Annotated in this window: 17 protein-coding genes; 9 read left to right on the top strand and 8 right to left on the bottom strand. The window is 43.0% G+C overall.

Features of this window, described 5'->3' with window-relative positions:
• The first annotated feature begins 173 nt into the window (after nucleotides 1-173).
• On the top strand, nucleotides 174-854 hold the full coding sequence (locus L4C44_RS05355; protein ID WP_285953532.1) for a response regulator transcription factor: 681 nt from the start codon (nucleotides 174-176) through the stop codon (nucleotides 852-854).
• Nucleotides 847-2,196, top strand: coding sequence for a sensor histidine kinase (locus L4C44_RS05350; RefSeq protein WP_428804543.1), 1,350 nt, complete (start codon nucleotides 847-849; stop codon nucleotides 2,194-2,196). Before L4C44_RS05355 ends, L4C44_RS05350 begins: the two co-directional genes overlap by 8 nt.
• A 110-nt stretch (nucleotides 2,197-2,306) precedes the next feature.
• On the opposite strand, the gene L4C44_RS05345 is transcribed toward L4C44_RS05350, so the two are convergent.
• Nucleotides 2,307-2,852, bottom strand: a complete 546-nt coding sequence (locus L4C44_RS05345) for a GNAT family N-acetyltransferase (RefSeq protein ID WP_285953530.1) — start codon at nucleotides 2,850-2,852, stop codon at nucleotides 2,307-2,309.
• 226 nt (nucleotides 2,853-3,078) lie between these two features.
• Between L4C44_RS05345 and L4C44_RS05340 the strand changes: the two genes are divergently transcribed.
• Nucleotides 3,079-4,344: an HD-GYP domain-containing protein gene (locus L4C44_RS05340; RefSeq protein ID WP_285953529.1), complete on the top strand. Its 1,266-nt coding sequence runs from the start codon at nucleotides 3,079-3,081 to the stop codon at nucleotides 4,342-4,344.
• Between the two features lie 139 nt (nucleotides 4,345-4,483).
• Here the strand turns inward: L4C44_RS05340 and L4C44_RS05335 are convergent, their stop codons facing one another.
• From L4C44_RS05335 to L4C44_RS05320, 4 genes are all read right to left on the bottom strand, one after another.
• A complete protein-coding gene (locus L4C44_RS05335; RefSeq protein WP_017070990.1) occupies nucleotides 4,484-4,933 on the bottom strand; it encodes a PTS sugar transporter subunit IIA in 450 nt (149 codons plus the stop codon).
• Nucleotides 4,930-6,186, bottom strand: a complete 1,257-nt coding sequence (ulaA, locus tag L4C44_RS05330; protein WP_146492736.1) for a PTS ascorbate transporter subunit IIC — start codon at nucleotides 6,184-6,186, stop codon at nucleotides 4,930-4,932. Before ulaA ends, L4C44_RS05335 begins: the two co-directional genes overlap by 4 nt.
• A 10-nt stretch (nucleotides 6,187-6,196) precedes the next feature.
• Nucleotides 6,197-6,466, bottom strand: a complete 270-nt coding sequence (locus L4C44_RS05325) for a PTS sugar transporter subunit IIB (protein WP_017064872.1) — start codon at nucleotides 6,464-6,466, stop codon at nucleotides 6,197-6,199.
• A 284-nt stretch (nucleotides 6,467-6,750) separates the two neighbouring features.
• Nucleotides 6,751-7,227, bottom strand: a complete 477-nt coding sequence (locus L4C44_RS05320) for a hypothetical protein (RefSeq protein WP_146492768.1) — start codon at nucleotides 7,225-7,227, stop codon at nucleotides 6,751-6,753.
• A gap of 613 nt (nucleotides 7,228-7,840) precedes the next feature.
• On the opposite strand from L4C44_RS05320, the gene L4C44_RS05315 reads away from it, so the two are divergent.
• From L4C44_RS05315 to L4C44_RS05305, 3 genes are all read left to right on the top strand, one after another.
• Nucleotides 7,841-9,049, top strand: a complete 1,209-nt coding sequence (locus L4C44_RS05315) for a NupC/NupG family nucleoside CNT transporter (RefSeq protein ID WP_146492737.1) — start codon at nucleotides 7,841-7,843, stop codon at nucleotides 9,047-9,049.
• A gap of 248 nt (nucleotides 9,050-9,297) precedes the next feature.
• Nucleotides 9,298-9,567 carry a hypothetical protein gene (locus L4C44_RS05310; RefSeq protein ID WP_146492738.1) on the top strand — a complete coding sequence of 90 codons (270 nt, stop codon included), beginning with the start codon at nucleotides 9,298-9,300 and terminating at the stop codon, nucleotides 9,565-9,567.
• Nucleotides 9,568-9,598: 31 nt separating this feature from the next.
• Nucleotides 9,599-10,207, top strand: coding sequence for a class I SAM-dependent methyltransferase (locus tag L4C44_RS05305; protein ID WP_428804542.1), 609 nt, complete (start codon nucleotides 9,599-9,601; stop codon nucleotides 10,205-10,207).
• A gap of 110 nt (nucleotides 10,208-10,317) precedes the next feature.
• Here L4C44_RS05305 and L4C44_RS05300 read toward each other — a convergent pair whose 3' ends face one another.
• Nucleotides 10,318-11,454, bottom strand: a complete 1,137-nt coding sequence (locus tag L4C44_RS05300) for a DUF3541 domain-containing protein (RefSeq protein WP_146492740.1) — start codon at nucleotides 11,452-11,454, stop codon at nucleotides 10,318-10,320.
• A gap of 283 nt (nucleotides 11,455-11,737) precedes the next feature.
• Between L4C44_RS05300 and L4C44_RS05295 the strand changes: the two genes are divergently transcribed.
• Together L4C44_RS05295 and L4C44_RS05290 are read left to right on the top strand one after the other, a co-directional pair.
• On the top strand, nucleotides 11,738-13,093 hold the full coding sequence (locus tag L4C44_RS05295; RefSeq protein ID WP_146492741.1) for a diguanylate cyclase domain-containing protein: 1,356 nt from the start codon (nucleotides 11,738-11,740) through the stop codon (nucleotides 13,091-13,093).
• Between the two features lie 163 nt (nucleotides 13,094-13,256).
• The gene (locus L4C44_RS05290; RefSeq protein WP_146492742.1) at nucleotides 13,257-14,885 is read left to right on the top strand and encodes a DEAD/DEAH box helicase; all 1,629 of its coding nucleotides are present in this window, start codon (nucleotides 13,257-13,259) and stop codon (nucleotides 14,883-14,885) included.
• A 532-nt stretch (nucleotides 14,886-15,417) separates the two neighbouring features.
• Here the strand turns inward: L4C44_RS05290 and L4C44_RS05285 are convergent.
• The gene (locus tag L4C44_RS05285) at nucleotides 15,418-16,947 is read right to left on the bottom strand and encodes a DUF3612 domain-containing protein (RefSeq protein WP_019823380.1); all 1,530 of its coding nucleotides are present in this window, start codon (nucleotides 16,945-16,947) and stop codon (nucleotides 15,418-15,420) included.
• A gap of 169 nt (nucleotides 16,948-17,116) precedes the next feature.
• Between L4C44_RS05285 and L4C44_RS05280 the strand changes: the two genes are divergently transcribed.
• A complete protein-coding gene (locus tag L4C44_RS05280; protein ID WP_146492743.1) occupies nucleotides 17,117-17,713 on the top strand; it encodes an aldolase/citrate lyase/malate synthase family protein in 597 nt (198 codons plus the stop codon).
• A 185-nt stretch (nucleotides 17,714-17,898) separates the two neighbouring features.
• Here L4C44_RS05280 and L4C44_RS05275 read toward each other — a convergent pair whose 3' ends face one another.
• Nucleotides 17,899-18,915: a GGDEF domain-containing protein gene (locus L4C44_RS05275; RefSeq protein WP_060981653.1), complete on the bottom strand. Its 1,017-nt coding sequence runs from the start codon at nucleotides 18,913-18,915 to the stop codon at nucleotides 17,899-17,901.
• Nucleotides 18,916-19,100: the final 185 nt, after the last annotated feature.

Here is a 19,100-nt window from a genome sequence, read left to right as displayed (position 1 = left end):
AACCTTCATAAATTGAGGCGTATTGGTTGCTGAACCCTGTGTTTGTAAACGTGTATGTACAAAAGTGATTACTATGTTTTGCGTACGGTAAAATTGGGGCTCTAACCACAATGTTGATGATATATGAACAGTATATATACTGCCCTCGCTTTTAATAAATACTGGTGATAGAAATGTCAAAAACCAAAGTGCTCATTGTTGAAGATGACCAAGAGATAGCTCGTTTAACGACGCTTTACCTCGAAGCTGAAGGCTACAATGTTAGCGTTGTTCATGAAGGGAATTTGGCACTTGAAGCGATCCGAAGTATTGAACCTGATTTAGTTCTGCTGGACTTGATGCTTCCAGGTATGAGCGGCGCGCAAATCTGTCGTCAAGCTCGTGAGTTTTACAATGGAATGATCTTAGTGTTGACCGCCTCTGCCGATGAAATGAGCGAGGTTAGCTTGTTCAAGTTTGGAGCGGATGATTACGTTGCAAAACCAATTCGTGGTCATGCCTTGTTGGCACGAATTGAAGCGTTATTACGTCGAGCTGTTCCTGCTCCGGAAGTAACAGTTGAAAAACAGTGCGATATCGTGATCAACAATGCAGCCCAAAGTGCCACTCTGTATGGACAAAACCTCAAGCTCACCTCGGCCGAATTTGAAATCTTAAACCTTCTTGTTAATAACATTTCTCAGGTTGTCACTCGAGACCAGTGCTGTCAGTTATTTAGAGGCATTGATTATGCCTTTAACGACCGCTCGATTGATATGCGAGTATCTGGTTTGCGCCGAAAGCTACGTATTCACGCCAAAGACAAACAGTTAATCCGCACGGTTCGCAACAAGGGGTACATGCTGGTTGCGTAAGTTCATTACTGCGAAACTTCGCTCGGTTTCGATGTTTGCTCGTTTATACCTTGGGATTGTGACTGGGATGTCGGCAACGATATTTTTATTTGTGAACCTTGGTGAAGGGTACATGCGAAGGACCGAGATCGAAACCTTCCTTAATTATGGGAGCTACTTTGCTGAACAGTATGTTCGCCAACACAACCAAGAAGACTCGCTATATAAAACACTCGATAGAACAGGCTACCAACAATTTTATATCTTCGATTTACGCCTGTTGAAAGATTGGTCGGGAGAGACTCCCTGCCAACGATGTGAGTTATATACGACCTTAAACGGTGTGCCAATATATTTAAGTGAAAATAACCTCTATTCGGCAGTATTTCAGTTGCCAAACTCTGAATTTAGCTTTGGATTCAGTGAGGTTGGGGATTTTTTCTCTCCTGATATTGAATGGTATGAGGATTCAGAACGGCACTTTTTGCTAGGGCTGTTATTGGCTGTGATTGTGGCGATTGGAGCAAGTGTTTACTTACCTGTGAGGCGTTTTCAAGAAAGAATAGAGTTGCTCGTCGAAAAGCAGAAGCAGTTTGGTAAGGGGAAGCTTAGTACGCGCTCTGATTTGGATGACATCCATCCTGTTTCGGATTTAGCTAGCAGCTTTAACTTCATGGCTGAAGAGATCGAGAGCAAGGTGAAACAGAGTCATATCTTTGCTCAAGCTATCCCACATGAAGTACGAACCCCGTTAAGTCGTATTCAATTGGCGACCGATATTTTAAGAAGGGGAGCGCCAAATAATCATCAAGTTCTATTCGATGATATTGATAACTACATTGAGGATATCAACGAACTAACGTCAGAAATTATCATGCTGTCGAAGTTGAATGTAATGGACAACTCGTTTTTTGAGTTAGTGAAAGTCAGAGCGAGTTTACTTGAGTATTGTTTAGATCGGATCCGTTATTCTGAGTTGGACAATGTCAACTTCGAATCAAAGGTACAACAAGACAGTACGATAAAATGTGATTGTTCAATGGCGCGTTTAGTGTTCGATAATCTTCTTAAGAATGCTGGCAACTACACTCAAGACCAAGTGTGGGTGACGTTAGATGAGAACTCAGAGAGTTGGTTAGTGGTTGTTGAGGATAATGGGCCTGGTATTCCTTATGAGCGCCGTGATGAAGTGTTTCTTCCGTTTTCTCGACTAGATTCAAGCAGAACGTCGACCACAGGGGGATTGGGATTAGGCCTCGCGATTGCTCTATCGGCGGCTAAAAAACTTTCTTGGGATATCAAAATTGACGACAGTAACCACGGTGGTGCCAAGTTCAGTATCGTGATTCCAAAGGTTGCTTAAGCTGTAGCTTTAAGAGCTCTTCAGGCTCGTCAAGTAACAAAGCCACGGACTTATACTGTGGCTTTTTCATATAGTTAATTACTAAATTATATTACTTATTTTACAAAACGTTAGCGCTCTTGTTGCTTTGAACGATGAAGGCCATAAATAGCGTGGTCAATGATGCGACCATTCAAGTTCTCGTTACGTGTAATGATACCTTCTAAGGCGAAATGTAAGCGCTCACATACCTTGCGACTGCTCTGGTTGCCCGTTGCTGCTGATATCTCGACCTTTTCCATATCTAACTCATTGAAAGCTATATCAATCAGCTTCTGGACAACGCGTGTCACAATCCCCTTTCCTTGGTATGTCTCAGATAACCAATAACCTATCGTCACCTTTTGCTTATCATGATCAATGGTATTGAAACTACAGTTACCGACGACCTTGTCTTTATAGATAATCGCACATGTCATGCTTTTACCTTCCGCATAATCGTGCAGCGAGCGTTGGATGAAGATCCTAAAATCTTGCTCAGTTTTGCAATGTGGCGGCCACACAAGCCATTGGCTTAGGTACTCATTCTGGCTTTGTGAGATCTCTGCGTAATGAACAGCGAAACTCTCTTCAACCAATGCGATGGATAGTTCGTCATCAATAACTGTTTTAAACATGTCTTTCCTTTTCTTATGGCTGCTGATTTTAGTGAATCTTAGTCGGCAGTATATAATGTCGCATGATTTTTAATATGCAACCACTTGTAGCACGGAATTTTCGTGATACGTTAGATCTATCACGAAACTCATTAAACCTTACAATAGTTGTGTATATAATCATTAAGTATGCATTAGTATTAGCGGCCTAAATATATAAAAACTATAAAAAATCTAGGCTTAATTAATGAATCAACATTGCCAGGACGTGACCGTAGACCTAAGGAAGGCTCTATTTGGTATTGCTAAGGCGCTTGATAACGTCGGTTTCGAAAGCAAAAATCATGGACAGAGGGTGGGTTACATCGCGTATCGATGTGCTCTGAGTGTGGGATGGGAAGAAGAACAAGCGCAACTTGCGTTCTCATTGGGGTTAATTCACGACTGTGGTGTCTCTCAAATTGATGAGCAACGTAGTTTGGTTTCAGGGTTCATTCCTGACTCGAGTTACCACCATTGTCAAAAGGGCTACCAAATTCTAAAAGAGTGCCCGGTTCTTTCTATATTCGCTAAGCCAGTGCTTTATCATCACACCCCTTGGGTTGAGTTAAAGGCTATTCATATTAGCGAGTTAGAAAAAGAGTTAGCTGCCATCGTGATGCTTGCCGATAGGGTCGACTACTTGTATGGCATCACTTCTTCAGATCGTTATGGAAACCTCACACCCGGTGGCAAAGCCAGCATTATTGAACTCTTAACAGAACAAGCGGATGAAATGTTCGAATCCAACCTTGTGCAACACATGTGCGAATTGGTCGATTTGGATGATTTCTGGTTCTCGATGGAGATCCCTTACATTGAAAATATGAGGGATAACTTTGAACCTGTGCCTTTCTTCTCTCAGCAAATGTCGTTGGATGAGACGGTCGCCTTCGCTGAATTTATTGCCAATGTTGTTGATACCAAGAGTTCGTTTACCTTTAAGCACTCGCTGAAGGTAGGGCAGCTCTCTGAATACCTCGCCAAGCAGATGGGTTATTCATACACCACTCAGCGTAAACTTTATTTAGCGGGTTTGGTTCATGATATCGGTAAACTGCAAACCCCTAACGACATTCTGCATAAGCCGGATTTACTTACTGAAGAAGAATATTGCTGCATTAAACGCCACGCTACGGACACGCGATTCGCTCTGCAGGAGCTATTCAGTTCTCCTCAGGTTTGCCAATGGGCATCTAATCACCATGAGAGGTTGGATGGCTCGGGCTATCCAATGGGAAAAACGGCTGAAGAGCTGGATCAACCGAGTCGAATTGTTGCTGTGGTGGATGTGTTCCAAGCGTTGACTCAGTCTCGCCCTTATCGTGCGGGCATGACGCTAGAACAGACGATGGCTATTTTAACGGACCACGTTGATAACTTTAAGCTGGATAGAGAAGTGTTTGAGTGTCTTAAAAAACACGCGCAATACTGCTTTGAATTATCGACAGATAAAAGAATGTACGCGTTTTAGCAATAAATGAGTCTTTTGGGGTGTGATGCCTTAAGTCACTTTCGATGAGAAATACCTAAACACCAGAAGCAGAAAAGCGATAGCCGAGGCTATCGCTTTTTATTTGGGGGCTTATTCACTTAGGAGCAAGATAGCGAGGTTAGTAGCGCTTTAAGATCTCGATGATCGCTTGCTCAGTTTCCGCTGCGATAATGGCATCAATGTCATCATCATTTTGGAATAACTCTGATAGCGCCATAATCGTATGGATGTGGCTATCTGAGTCCATTGCCGCCAGAGTAATTGAAAGGTAAACGTCACCGTTGTCTTCCGACTCTAAATCAACACCCTTCTTGAATACCGTCACTTGCAGTGATGCTTCGTTAACGCCATCTTCAGGACGAGCATGCGGCATGGCAATCTTTGGTGCTAGAACATAGTACGCGCCGATGTCTTTGTGCTTTTGCTTGATAGCTTCAACATAGCTAGCTTCGATTTTGTTGCTCGCGAGCAGTGTTGAACATGTCACATCAATTGCTGCATCAACCGTTAGGTTCTCTTCAGAGTTGATGATAACGCCTTGGTTACCAATTAAATCGAATAGGCTCATGAAACAATCCACCCTAGGATAAGACCAACCACACCGAAGTCGAAGTCCGCAAATGTTGTTGCTTCAAGACCTAGGCCGCCTAGTACTGGAAGCAGTAGCATTGGTAGGAAAGAGATACATAGACCTTGTGTGAATGAACCTAGAATTGCACCGCGAAGACCGCCTGTCGCGTTACCGTAAACGCCTGCTGCACCACCTACGAAGAAGTGTGGAACTACGCCAGCTACAATAATTGTCCAACCAAGGGCACCTTGTACAGCCATCGCTAGTAGACCAGCAGCGAAAGAACAAAGGAAACCGATAAGTACCGCGTTTGGCGCTACAGGGAATACCATTGGGCAGTCTAGAGCAGGTTTCGCGCCCGGTACTAGCTTGTCAGAGATACCTTTAAATGCAGGAACGATTTCAGCAATTAGCATCTTCACACCTTGCAGTACGATGTAAACACCACCGGCAAAGATAAGAGATTGCATGAAAGTAAATACAACCCAGTTTTGACCACTTGATACTGTTTCTACAAACTCGCCGCCTGCGATAATAGATGCAAGCATGAAGAAGATAGCCATCGTTGTTGCTACGGCTACTGGTGTATCACGTAGGAACATCAAGCTTTTTGGAACTTGGATGTCTTCAGTTGTTTTCGATGTGTCACCGAACTTGCTACCAATGAAGCCAGATACGATGTAAGAAAGGGTAGAGAAGTGACCGATAGCCAGCTGATCAGTACCCATCACCTTTTCTGTGTACTTTTGACCTAGAGCTGGCATCACAACCATCAATGTACCCACAATGATCGAGCCGATTGCGACGAGTGCCGTGCCTTCAATGTTTGCTGTAGATAGAATTACTGCCACTAGCATAGACATGAACATTGTGTGGTGGCCCGTTAAGAATATATATTTTAAAGGAGTAATACGAGCCAATAAAATATTCACAACGAACGCGAAGAACATAATTAGAGCCATTTCATAACCGAATGCTTCTTGTGCTAATGCAACAATTGCTTCGTTATTTGGAATAACACCACTTACGCCGAATGCTTCAGTAAATACAACTGAGAAATTATTTAGTGCGCCAACAAGAGCACCTGCGCCGAAACCTAAAATTAGGAAACCCATTACGGTTTTAATGGTGCCTTTCAGAATGGTAGAAATATCAGCCTTCTGTGCAACAAGGCCAATAAAAGCTATTAAACCTACCATGATTGCCGGCTCTTTTAATAAGCCGAGCATGAACTCGAAAAAGTTTTGCATAATTTTGACCTTACATGAAAGTTTTTAGTTGTTCTTCAATTGATGCTTTGTCAAAAATATTTTTCAGGCTGATGATGTTCTCTTTACCAGCATCTTTTAGTTGGTTGGCAACATCTGTTGCTGCAACCCAAATATCCGCATTGCTTGATGCTGCAGATGATAGATCTTCGTGATCAACTTCTGCTTCAAAACCAATTTTCTTAGCGACTTCTTTCACTGCCATTTCCATCATTAGAGAAGTACCAAGGCCGTTACCGCAAACTACAAGAATCTTTTTCATAATATTTGTCTCAATTGGATTTTTGGGGTTGAGAAACTTCGTTCTCTTATTGTGTGAGAGCATAGTAATGGAAATATTCAGATTTCAATAAGATCTCCATCACAAAGCTAAAATGATATTGTGATGGGGATCTCGTTAATTTGTGGTAAAGATCCAGAGTGAGACTTTGATCAAATTTAACTTTTCACTCGAATATGCAACGTATTTTATTGAGAAAGGCAGGCTTAATTAGTTTTTATATCAGAATATAAATCTATAGAGGCTTTATTGTAGAAAATAGAGAATTAATCGTATCGACCGTAGTCAGTAAGCATTTTCTTAAGCATGCTATTAACGTCTTTGGTTTTTTTATTTCTTTTCGTCAACTGGCTAAGCGAGGTTGGTTTTGGGGAGGCAATACTTTCACTGTCGACTTCTTCAGTTTTATCTTTCATTTTCTGCACTGCAGGCAATAACATTCTAATTTCTTCATTATTTGCATTGGTCAGTACAACAATATTTTCAGATTCAACTTGAGTAATGGTTAATATTCCGTGTTTAACAGATTCAACCTTTTCTCCAATCATAATTGATTCAGGTGCGACAGAGCGATCGGTTAGTTGGCCTGTACGTAATTTCGCCGCACTGATAGCACGGATATTTCCGGTGTTTTCAAACGCGACAATAACAGTATAGGTATTATAATATTCAACTACTGTCACATAGCCGTGTCTATTTGTTTTGAATCTAGCTCCATTGCTCATATCGTGCGGAGCTTCCATTTTCTTCACGTGTTTCCTCTCTTAGTCTCGATGGCTGTTATATCTAATCAGCTCTATTGGTATTTTATAGATAATTACTTGGTGAGATCATACAAAGTATATACGCATCTAAACTTAAGATGAATCTTGAAGTCTCGGGAAATGAGGCAGAGCACAGAAAAGTAGTAAGAATCACACAGAATTAACCGAGTGATTACGCTCACACACTTAAAGACTTAACATTACAAATTCAACTCCCTACAAATTGTCTACAGTTTTGAAGCTCGAAAACGACGACAAACAATACATTTTGTTTAATCCTTGACCGCGCGATCGTTTGCGTTAAAAAATGTGATGAAAGTCTCACTTAACTGTTTATACTTCTCTTCCGGTTTTAAGCCGGTGCTTAGCCAATACAAGCCGTCACATGGATATGTGAATGACCCCACGGACCGGACCAGCTACGTTCCACTGCTTGTATAAGGTGATTTTTTACATGAACAACTCGTTGTTACAGTCGCTAACTCTGTTAGCTCCTTCATCGCGTAGCGTTTTGCTTGCGGTTCTTTGTCCTGTTCCTTTGATGTCATTTGCTTGGCTCATGTTCACTCTATAAGGATTACTAGGACACATTATGAATATTCTATTTGGTTTTGTCGGTGTTATTGCACTGATTGCTTGCGCGTACCTGCTATCTGAAAGTCGTTCTTCGATTAACTGGAAAACGGTCTCTCGTGCTCTATTACTTCAGATTGGCTTTGCTGCTCTAGTGTTGTATTTCCCATGGGGACAGTTGGCGTTAACAAGCCTGAGTAACGGCGTTTCTAGCCTGCTTGGTTTTGCAGATGCTGGTATTGCTTTCCTTTTCGGTGACCTTGCTACTGAAGGCTTCATTTTCGCGGTTCGCGTACTTCCAATCATTATCTTCTTCAGTGCTTTGATCTCTGCGCTTTATTACTTAGGTATCATGCAGAAAGTGATTCAAATCCTGGGCGGAGCGGTGCAAAAACTGCTGGGTACAAGTAAAGCTGAATCTCTGGTTGCGACAGGTAATATCTTCCTTTCTCAGGGTGAGTCTCCTCTTCTTATTCGTCCTTTTTTAAAGTCTATGACTCGTTCTGAACTGTTTGCTGTCATGGCAGGTGGTATGGCGTCGGTAGCCGGTAGTGTACTTGGTGGTTATGCTGGTTTAGGTGTTGAACTTAAATACCTTATTGCCGCAAGCTTCATGGCAGCTCCGGGCAGCTTGTTAATGGCGAAGATCATTGTTCCTGAACGCAGCACACCGAGTGACTACGACCACATTGAACTAGATAAAGCAGACCAAAGCAACGTGATTGATGCATTGGCAAGCGGCGCGATGAACGGTATGAAAGTCGCAGTGGCTGTTGGTACTATGTTGATTGCATTCGTGAGTGTGATTGCCATGGTCAACACAGGCCTAGAAAGCCTAGGTGAGACGTTCGGTTTTGCGGGTATTACGCTGCAAGCTATCTTTGGTTACCTGTTCTCACCACTAGCGTGGCTGATTGGTATCCCGAGTGATGAAGTATTGATGGCGGGTTCTTACATCGGTCAGAAGATCGTAATGAACGAGTTTGTTGCTTTCATCGATTTCGTTGAGAACAAAGCACTGTTATCTGAACATAGCCAAGTGATTGTGACATTTGCTCTATGTGGTTTTGCTAACATCGGCTCTATCGCGATTCAATTGGGTTCTATCGGTGTGATGGCGCCAGAGCGTCGTGCTGAAGTTGCTAACCTAGGTTTGAAAGCAGTAGCTGCTGGTACGCTAGCAAACCTAATGAGTGCATGTTTAGCGGGTATCTTCATCCTGCTTTAAGCTAGATTCAGTTAAAGCGGACACTTTTCTTGCGGATTCAACGTGAGAAGGGTGTCCGCTTTTTTGTGCCTGATCGTTAAGTCTGGCCATTACGTCATTGGTTATACGGTAGGTAACGCTCACTCGGAAGAGTAATAGAGGCAACCTCTTTTATCCGATATACTCGTATATCATCGGGTTGCGATTAAGAACACTAGGTTGTGATTCAGAACAAAGGCAACCAAGTCCAATAAATCAAAGGTTTTTCCATGAATATGCGCGTTATCATCGGTCTTATTGCTACTTTCATTGGCTTGTTTACGATGGTTTATTTTATTGCTGGTGGATCTCAGTTTCCTATCTATCAGTGGCCACAAGAGGCTTATCTCGGTTTGGTGTTTAGCGTCGTGTGGGGTACTGGAGTAGCAGCATCGGTCGCGTATTTCTTCTCGGCACTGGTGTTTGTGACTGCCGCTGTGGTGTGTTATGCGATTGGATACAAGATCGGTGGTCTGTTTTCGAACGACTCTAAAGTCTAGCTGATTTGATCATATGATTGAGTAGTATGTAATGCATTGGCGTGATCGTTTTAAGGTGTATTGGTATCACCGAAAGCAAACCAAGCGTTGGAAAGGGGATAAGGCAAAGTCTTTAGGTTGGACCAATGAAGAGAGTCAGTTGTGTCGCTTCGAAGTGATTGCTCGTTCGGCTGATTTCGAAAATAAGAGTGTTTTGGATTTAGGGTGTGGCTATGGGGAATTGTTCGAGCTGCTCGACAGCATCTACCACATTCAATCTTACACCGGTGTTGACCAACACGCAGGCTTCCTCAAAAAGGCCAAGCAAAACTACACTGAACCACGCAGCCAGTTCCTTGCGGGTGACATGAGTAAGATGAGCCTAGAAGCACACGATATGGTTATCGCAAGTGGCTCTTTCAACTACATTTGCCGTGATTCTGACTATCTGACAAACATGATTACTCGTATGTTTGAGTTGGCGAATCAAACCGTCATATTTAATCTTCTCGACTCTAGCCAGTACCCTTCGCGCAATACCTTGATGAGCTATCATCCTCAAGGTGTTTATCGCTTTTGTAAAACGCTGTGTGACGATGTCTCTTTGATTGAGGGTTACACCGAAGGTGATTTCACTATAGTGATGAACAAGGCTGTCTGAGCGTTTTAGCTTTATGCTTTGTACGCGCTATTGATATTTTTCAGGTATTAAAAAGCCGCACGCCTTAAAGGTGTGCGGCTTTTTGGTTTTTGTCGTCTGGCTTAAGTGTTCTATTTATTCTCAACGAGCCCGTAAGGAATCGTTTTAAATATCTTTGGGTTCCCTTTGAAGGTTGGTGCTTCATTCACTTGTTGCCAGTCAAGCAACATGATTGCCAATACGTTACGGTGCTCTCCGTATTCAAGGTCAAAATCACCGGTGATTGAAGGGATCATACCGCGCTTCTTATCAATCGAGGATTGGATAGCAAGTCGAGTCTTCTCTACAACTGGATCATCTTCAAGGCCTGCCAACAGGAAAGTTAAGCCAACCTCGGCAATGACATCTTCTTTCGCACGAAGCAATATTGTATCGATGTTTTCTCTGAAGTAATCGTAGATCCATTGATGATCTTGTTCGCTTACTTGGTGTTGATAATATTCCGAATCACCAAAGATCACGTGTGTCATACCATAGATCTTATTGCCGTATTGTTGGCTAGAGAGCTTCTTGTCTTTATCGTCTGGGTACGCTTTTTTGAAGGTGTCGACGAACTCATCAACCACATCTTGTTCACCTAGCTGGCGTAGCCAGTAGACTTGATTGGCTAATTGAGCTGCCCACGCTTTCACCATGTCTTCATTGGTAACGTATCGTGAGAAGTCATAGCGACGAATGATTTCACGTAGTTTGGCATCGTTCTTGTGTTCTAAACCGTATTCATTGGCACGAGCCATAGAACCAAGAAGGTCAACGCCTAGGTAAAGGTATTCTGGCATGTGCTTGGTGATGTTGTAGCGTCGAACACTGCGTTCATCGCTATCGCCAACATAAGATGCAACGCGCTTTTCTGAGTAGAGTACGATTTGTTCCATGGTTTGAACGTCATTCGACAGGGTGTTGAGCTTGCTTGCCACTCGTGCCATGTCACTCCATACCGCAGCAGAATACTTATCATCTAATGTCTGGCGATACATGCGCAGTCCGTAGTGACCCTCTTTGAATGCAGGCAGGGTGTAAAGTTGGCTTTCGTAGGTAGCGCGAATGAGGTCAGCAGATTGCTTGAAAGATTGTTCTTGAGAATTGAGCGAATCGGCTTGGGATTGAATACTCGATACATTTGTCGCCAGAGCGTTCTCTTGTGCGTGAACAGCGACCGTAATTGAGGCCGATAGTAATGTGCACAGTGTAATCGTTTTTAGCTTCATGTCGTGAGGTACCAAGCTGATTAATAGTCTATGTAAAATAACATCGATGAATCCTTTAATGTAAGGTTTGAGTCAATACAATGTAAGCTTTATAAGGTTTACTAACCCTTTTTGATTAAGTAATTAGTATAGTTAACAGACCTGAAGTGATGAATGGCACAATATTTGATAGATAGTAGACGTTAGTATAGATTTTTAATGACTTAGCGGCATACTGGAGCAATAAGCCAGAAATGAGCCGTTATCAGGCAGTATATAGAACAAAAGTGTTAGAGGTTCGTAAATGCCAAGTGGTTCTAGCAAGCAGTGGTCTGCCAAAATAGTATCTGTTCTTTTTTTCCTTACGATAGTTGGCGCGATTGAGTTTTTTCACGCCAAGCAATTAATTTTTCTTAAAAACGAATCGTATTCAGAGGCAAAAAAGCAACTATCCATTATTCGTTCTCGGATTGAAGTCGCGATCGTGTCGGATATGTATATCCTCAATAATTTCTCGACTTTAGTGACCATTAACCCTGATGGTGAAGTGAAAAACTGGGACAAGATTGCTGAGAATATCATTCAAGATGGCTTCCATATTCGACTTATCGCACTCGCCAAAGACGACATTCTAAATTTTGTTTACCCTCTGGAAGGTAATGAGCAGGTTCTAGGTATTAATTATCGCGATCACCCAAATCAATGGGAGTCTGTAGAGATAGCTCGTAATCTTGGCAATACGTTTATTGCGGGTCCCTTTGAGCTGTTTCAAGGAGGGCAAGCCCTTATTACACGTACTCCGATCTTCCGAGATCCGCCTTTCAATCAAGATTACTGGGGTGTATCTAGCGCTGCTATTGGCTTAGACGAGCTGTTTGAAGATGTCGGAATCGGGAAGATCGAGAACAAGTATCAACTTGCGATACGTGGTAAAAACAGTTCAGGTAAAGATGGCGCTGTCTTTTATGGTACTCAGGATGTGTTCGATAATGCGTTTGCCACCGAACAGGTAAGTTTCCCATATGGTGGTTGGTACCTTGCTCTTTCTGGTAACGAATATGTATTGATGGATGAACCTTGGTACCGAATCCAAGCGGTAAGGCTAGTGGGTTATTCCATAATGCTAGTGCTGGCGTTTGCCTTCTTTACGATTTATCGCCTGTACCGCATTGCAGATAGCCGCTCAATGCATGATGAGCTAACGATGTTACCGAATCGTCGATACTTTATGTATAGCCTCAAGCAGGCCTTTAAAACTACTCAAAAACAGCGAGCGAGAACGTTTGCCGTTGTAAATATCGACCTCGATGGGTTTAAAGCGATCAATGACACTTATGGTCATGCAGCTGGCGATCAGGTATTGATCGAGTGTGCAAACCGAATTAGGAGTGAACTACGAGTTTCAGATATCGTCGCAAGGATAGGCGGTGATGAGTTCTTAGTTTTATTGCCACGCATCATTGATGATCAACACGTATCGTCGATCGTGACTAAACTACGAAAGGCGATGTGCGCGGCACCAGTTGTTTACGAGGCGCACTCTATTTATCTTCGAATTAGTGTTGGTTGGGTTATTCATAATAACAACTACAATGATGTCGATGCGCTCTTGAAAGCGGCTGATGAAAAAATGTACGAACAGAAGCGTCAAGTTATCTAGGTTGAATTTGAGCTGCGATTAGAATTTAGTTGCTGAATGTGGGGAAAAGCCTCAGAATACCGCGCTTTGCTCCGTATCAATGTATTTGATGAGCAAAAGCTGAAGCAACGCATTTTTTAACGTGTTGCTCATACTAAATGTTATTCAACTGAGAAAATAATCTATGAGTTTTACCTCCCTTGGCCTTTCTGAACCGATCCTTAAAGCTATTGAAGCACAAGGTTACGATAAGCCATCACCAATACAAGAGAAAGCCGTGCCAGCTGTCCTAACGGGCAAAGATGTGATGGCCGCTGCTCAAACAGGTACAGGTAAAACTGCAGGCTTCACGCTACCTATTCTTGAAATGTTGTCAAAAGGCCCTCGCGTACGTCAGAACCAAGTACGTGCGCTGGTGTTAACGCCAACTCGTGAGCTTGCTGCGCAAGTAAATGGCAGCGTAGTGAAGTACGGTATTAACTTACCGCTTACCTCTACGGTTGTGTTTGGTGGCGTGAAGATTAACCCTCAGATGCAAAAACTGCGTAAAGGTAGTGATGTGTTGGTGGCGACACCGGGTCGTCTACTTGACCTATATAACCAAAATGCCGTGCGTTTTGACCAACTAGAAATCCTAGTGCTAGATGAAGCTGACCGCATGCTAGACATGGGCTTCATCCGTGACATCCGTAAGATCTTGGCTTTCTTACCTAAGAAGCGTCAGAACCTACTGTTCTCAGCGACGTTCTCTGATGATATTCGCAGCTTAGCAAAAGGCTTAGTTAACAATCCTGTTGAGATTTCAGTAAGCCCTGCTAACTCGACGGCAAAAACCGTTGAGCAAAGCATCTACCCAGTAGACAAAAAGAAAAAGAGCGCAATGCTAGCGAAGCTAATCAAAGATAACGATTGGCGACAAGTGTTGGTGTTCAGCAAGACGAAACACGGCGCGAATAAGCTTGCTCGCTTCCTTGAAGAACAAGACATCACTGCTGCACCTATTCATGGTAACAAGAGCCAAGGTGCACGTACTAAAGCCTTAGAGAACTTTAAAACGGGTAAAGTACGAGTACTTGTTGCAACTGATATCGCTGCTCGTGGTATCGATATCCCACAACTGCCCCAAGTAGTTAACTTCGATCTTCCACATGTATCAGAAGACTATGTACACCGTATCGGTCGTACTGGCCGCGCTGGTGAAGTAGGTAAAGCGATTTCACTGGTTTGTGCTGATGAAGTGGGCGAGTTGTTCGGTATTGAACGTCTTATTCAACAAGTACTAGAGCGTCGTGAGCTTGAAGGCTTCTCGCCAGTAAACAAGCTACCAGAATCTCGTTTAGATACACGTCCAATCAAGCCTAAGAAGCCGAAAAAAGCAAAACAGCCACGTGAGCATGCTGATGGTCAACGCTCTGGTGATAACGCTCGTGGACACAAGCCAGCAGGTAAGAATAAGCGTCATGTAGCAGGTAATGGCTCAGCGCCAAAACGTAATCCAACGTCTGGAAAGAAGCCTACTGAAAACAATTCAGCCGCGACTGGTGAAGATAAATCAGTAAGAAACAACGGCAGTAACTTTAAACGCGGTAATGCGGGCAATAAACCTGCTGCAAATAACGCAGGTTCTCAGAACACTCTGAGCAAGCCAAGCGGTGCGGGTAAAACTACCGGTACAGGTAAGCCAAACAACGCAGGTAAGCCTAAGAAGTCTGGTTACGGTGGTAGCTACGGTCCGAGCAAGTCGTCAAATAAGCCGACAGGCAACAAACCGTCACCGTCTAGAAGCCGCTCTAAGCCAGCTCCTCAGAAGTAGAGTCTCTTAGATAGATCATAAAGGTCCAATAACGAGAGTGCTTTTTAGGAGAGTTCTCGTTGATTCGGGACTTTCTGCTATCTAACTCAAATAAGCGCGAATATTGAATTTCAATGTTCGCGTTTTTTTATGGGCGTTGATTTGTAACTCAGGAGAGGTTTATTGCTGTTTAAAGTGATTGAACCTAAGGGAAGTACGGCATTTTGGGAAAGGGAAATGAATCTTTAAGGATTTATTAATAACAACATAATCACTAGCGTTTTTGTTGGATTTTGCAATTTGCAATTTCAGTTTGCAAAACAAATAAGCATTTACGAACAATACGTGTCCAGATGCGTAGTAAATACGTGTTTTAAAAGTTGGCACGCATACTGCATTAGTAATGGTGACCCTTCTTAAGCCGAGGGTCACCTAGCCAACTGACGTTGTTAGTGAACCTTTTTTGTTCACACAAAATATATGACCAATCACCCTTATTGTGATTGGTTTTTTTTTGCCTGAATTTTAGGTTCTATTTTTTGTTATTACTTCTTTACTCACCACACTTCGAATAACAGCTTGGTTGGCGAGGGCATTCTCCACCTCTGGAGCAGATAAGCCTTGCCTCTGTCTCTATCCCACGTTCAATCCAATTTATATTTAGAATCTTGGCTATTGTCGTGAGATCTTTCTTGATGTTGCGCGGGATTGCCACAGAGCCACCGTTGTTAACACATGATGCTTTTAGCTGCTCTGCTATGTCTCTTGAATTACCGCCTTGAGCATCAATCGCAGGGTTGAGATCTATACCAGCACACAACACACGATTGTTACCCGCGGGATCCGTCATATTGATGGATTCACAGCAGTAGATTCTTGGCTCGTCTCCCACATTTAAAATGGAGATTTGAGCCGAGCTTCCCGCTCGAGGCTCCGATAATCGACGGAACACAGCCCAATGTTGACATGGATCAGCGACCGTTCTCATATTTCCCCAAGGCAGTGGAATCCCGTTCCCGCGGTATACCGCCTTGAGCTTCCCAGGCCCGTAAGCATCAAAGTAATGCCAGTGAGGGTAGGGCGATACTACTGTCATTCGGCGCATTGCAACAGAGGGGGAAACCCCTGCTCTTTTGTGAACGTCGATTTCGTAACCAGTGCGGTCGAGTAACTGTCTAAATGGGACTTTCGGACACAGCAGTGCTCCGGCAAAGAAGCTAGATTCGAAGTCACGCCATGCTTGAAGAATGTCTTGAGAGTTCAGCTGAGAAGAGCCTGAAACTTGGTTGTCGTCCCATGTATTGTTGTTACCTACCGACAACACACTTTTTAGCCCCTCTTTGCTGTGCAGAATGCAATGGCCGATATAAACCGAGAGGTCGTATTTTAGACGAGTTGGGTATTCCTTGAGAATTTCGTTTAAGAAGATAGTTCCGGGAGGCTCAAAAAATGAAGTAACCAGTTGCTTGGCATTAATTCCTAGCTCGTCGACTACGTCTTGAGGTGTCCGTGTAACCCAGCGGATGTTGATTCCTAGGCTTCTAGCGATGTCTATGAGGTCTTCTACGCTGAGGTTAAGACGTTTTAGACCAACTTCTTCTGCAGCTCGCTCAAGGTCAGGGAAGTGGTTCTGGTTGCTCTCTTGGTGTGCCCGAATCAATAGATGCGCAAACTGGCGACCGGAGATTCCCGTTTGCGAAAGCATCTCAGGAATCGCGATTTGAAGAATGTCGTTGGAAAAAAGGAAGCTCGGTTCGAGTGCCATGCCACTTATTCCACCCCGATTTCCTTTATCAGGTGCAATGGCTTGTTGTTCCGATTCATCGTCGAGGAACCACGTTGGGTTTTTCTGAAAGACCTGGGCAATCACTTCTAGCATATCGATGCTTGGGACCCGCTTTCCACGCTCAATCATTGAAAGGTAAGAAACGGAAGGTGCGTATTCTGGGTTGATCCTAATACAACGCGCAGACAGGTCTTCCATCGTTAAATGGTTACGTTTTCGAAGGTTACGTATTTTCGTACCTAGGAAATGTGACTGACGAACTAAACTTTTTGACAAGGCCATATTTGTAAAATTCACATTGTAAAATTTTTGTTGTGAAATTGTATGTAAAAAAGCGCTAATCTACAAACTAAGCAATTCACAAAATGACAAATAAATTAAACGTTAGTTTGGAATAATTGCTCTAGGACACATTTTCGCTGTAGAAATCGGTGAGTTTCACCGGACTGGTCAAGAGGGAAAGACTATGAATATGCTGACATTCGATAAAACAGAAATCCAAAAACAATCAAAGCCATTTATCGCTGAAGCTGTCTTTGCCGTGGAGACAATCAGTGCCAACCAGCAAACTGAGAAGCAAGTTAAAGCAAAACAGCTGCTTGATCGACTATTCCCACTAGAGAATGGCTCACACCAAGACGTAACCAGCTATGTAGTCGATTACCGTCATATCATGGCTTACTTTAAAGATGGCCAGCATAGTGGCCTAAAGCACCCTAAACAGTTTGTAGCGTACATGGGGGAGAAGAATGACCCAGACTCAATCTTATTCCGAGATGGCAGTGGCAGCCACTTAGAGGTGATGTTTGGTTGCCATAAAGGGACGGGTTGCATCGAATTGGTGGAGATTGATGATATTCAGTTAGAATCATGCACCACATTCGGCCAATCACCAATGGAAGCTACGACTACAATGCGCGAAGAGACTATCGCAGCTATGCGCCACTGGATCAGCTTGATTCAAGGTGATTCAAAAGGTAAACCAAAGGCATGTAGCGAAGATAAAGAGTTCAGAGCAAAGAGTGGCGAAGATTACTGCTTGAATTACTGCTATCAGCTTTAGTGTCACAAAGTAGGTTTAGCTCACTGTAGAGTCTTAACCCTGTAAGTAATAAGTCAATACTTATAGCTGAACAAAAGCCGCCAAGATTAACGTACTAGTTAGTCCTGGGGGCTTTTTGTTGTTCTTTTTAAACGTATGTCGATGAATGCTTCACTGCCTTTAGTTAAGTCGTGTCAGTGATAAAGCTAAAGAGGCATGACTCGATTGCGACCAAGTGATTTTGCTTCGTAAAGCAGTTTATCTGCACGTTCGATCAACGATTGTGCTGATTCGCCGGGTTCAAGTTCAGCAACCCCAAACGATGCGGTGATGCTGCCGACTTGTTCACCACTGCGGCGATCTTTAATTGACAGCTTTTCAAGAGATCGACGATTGGTATCTGCGAGCTGACGGGCAATACGCAAAGACTTGTTTGGCACTATGAGTGCGAACTCCTCACCGCCAAATCGATAAGCAGAGATACCTTCTCGGCAACTTAGCTTCAGCTTACGAGCAATTCCTTTAAGAACCATATCGCCAAATAAGTGGCCATAGGTGTCGTTGAAGTTTTTAAAATGGTCGATATCGAGAAGAATCAAACACAAAGATTGCTGCGCTTCGCACAAGGTTTCCATATCTCGATCGAAAGAGCGTCGGTTATAGAGTGTCGTAGTGCTATCAAAGAGTGCATCTTTCTGAACTTCTACCAGCTGGCTTTTAAGCTTGGTGATTTCTGACGTTGCAGAGTTTAGCTGAGAGTTTAAAAACTGAGTGGAGTGACGAATGTGACGTGATTCAGAAACCAGTTGACGAACCAAAGACATGACTTCATCGATCGATAAACTTTCATTATCAACACGAGCTAAATCTTCAAAGCTTTTATCGATCATGTCAGAAAATGCAGAGGTGTCGGTCAGGGTGTCGTTCATCGAATTCGAAACTTCAGAAACTAACAGTTCCAAATTAGCGCGAAGGTCATTGATATTTGTTTCGGATTTGCTCGCAACATAATTGTTATATAGCTGCTCACCAACGGCTGGAGGGCAAATACCGTAGTGTTCTAAAACACCGTCCATGTCTTGAGTCAGCTGTGGGATAGCGTTATCGACATAGGTGTACCAAAGTGCGTAATTTGCAGGTGTAGTAGACACCCTGTTTTTCATCATAAGAGGCACCGCTTTTTTTAGATTTGCGGTGGATTTCTGAAATTCGTCTTTGTTCATTATTTTTACTGCAGATACCAAAATAACTAAAGCCACTTGTCGACAAGGTTAGCGGATTTCGCAGGTATTTGCTTTAAAAATTATATGATTAATGGATGAGGATTGGATAAATAACTCATTTTTATTATGAATATCGATTGCGTATTCATATGTAAGATCTAATGGGTTGTTCTTTAAACATATTT

It is taken from the genome of Vibrio satsumensis, assembly GCF_050337435.1.
GTDB lineage: Bacteria > Pseudomonadota > Gammaproteobacteria > Enterobacterales > Vibrionaceae > Vibrio > Vibrio satsumensis.
This window is presented reverse-complemented; position numbering and strand designations above follow the sequence as displayed.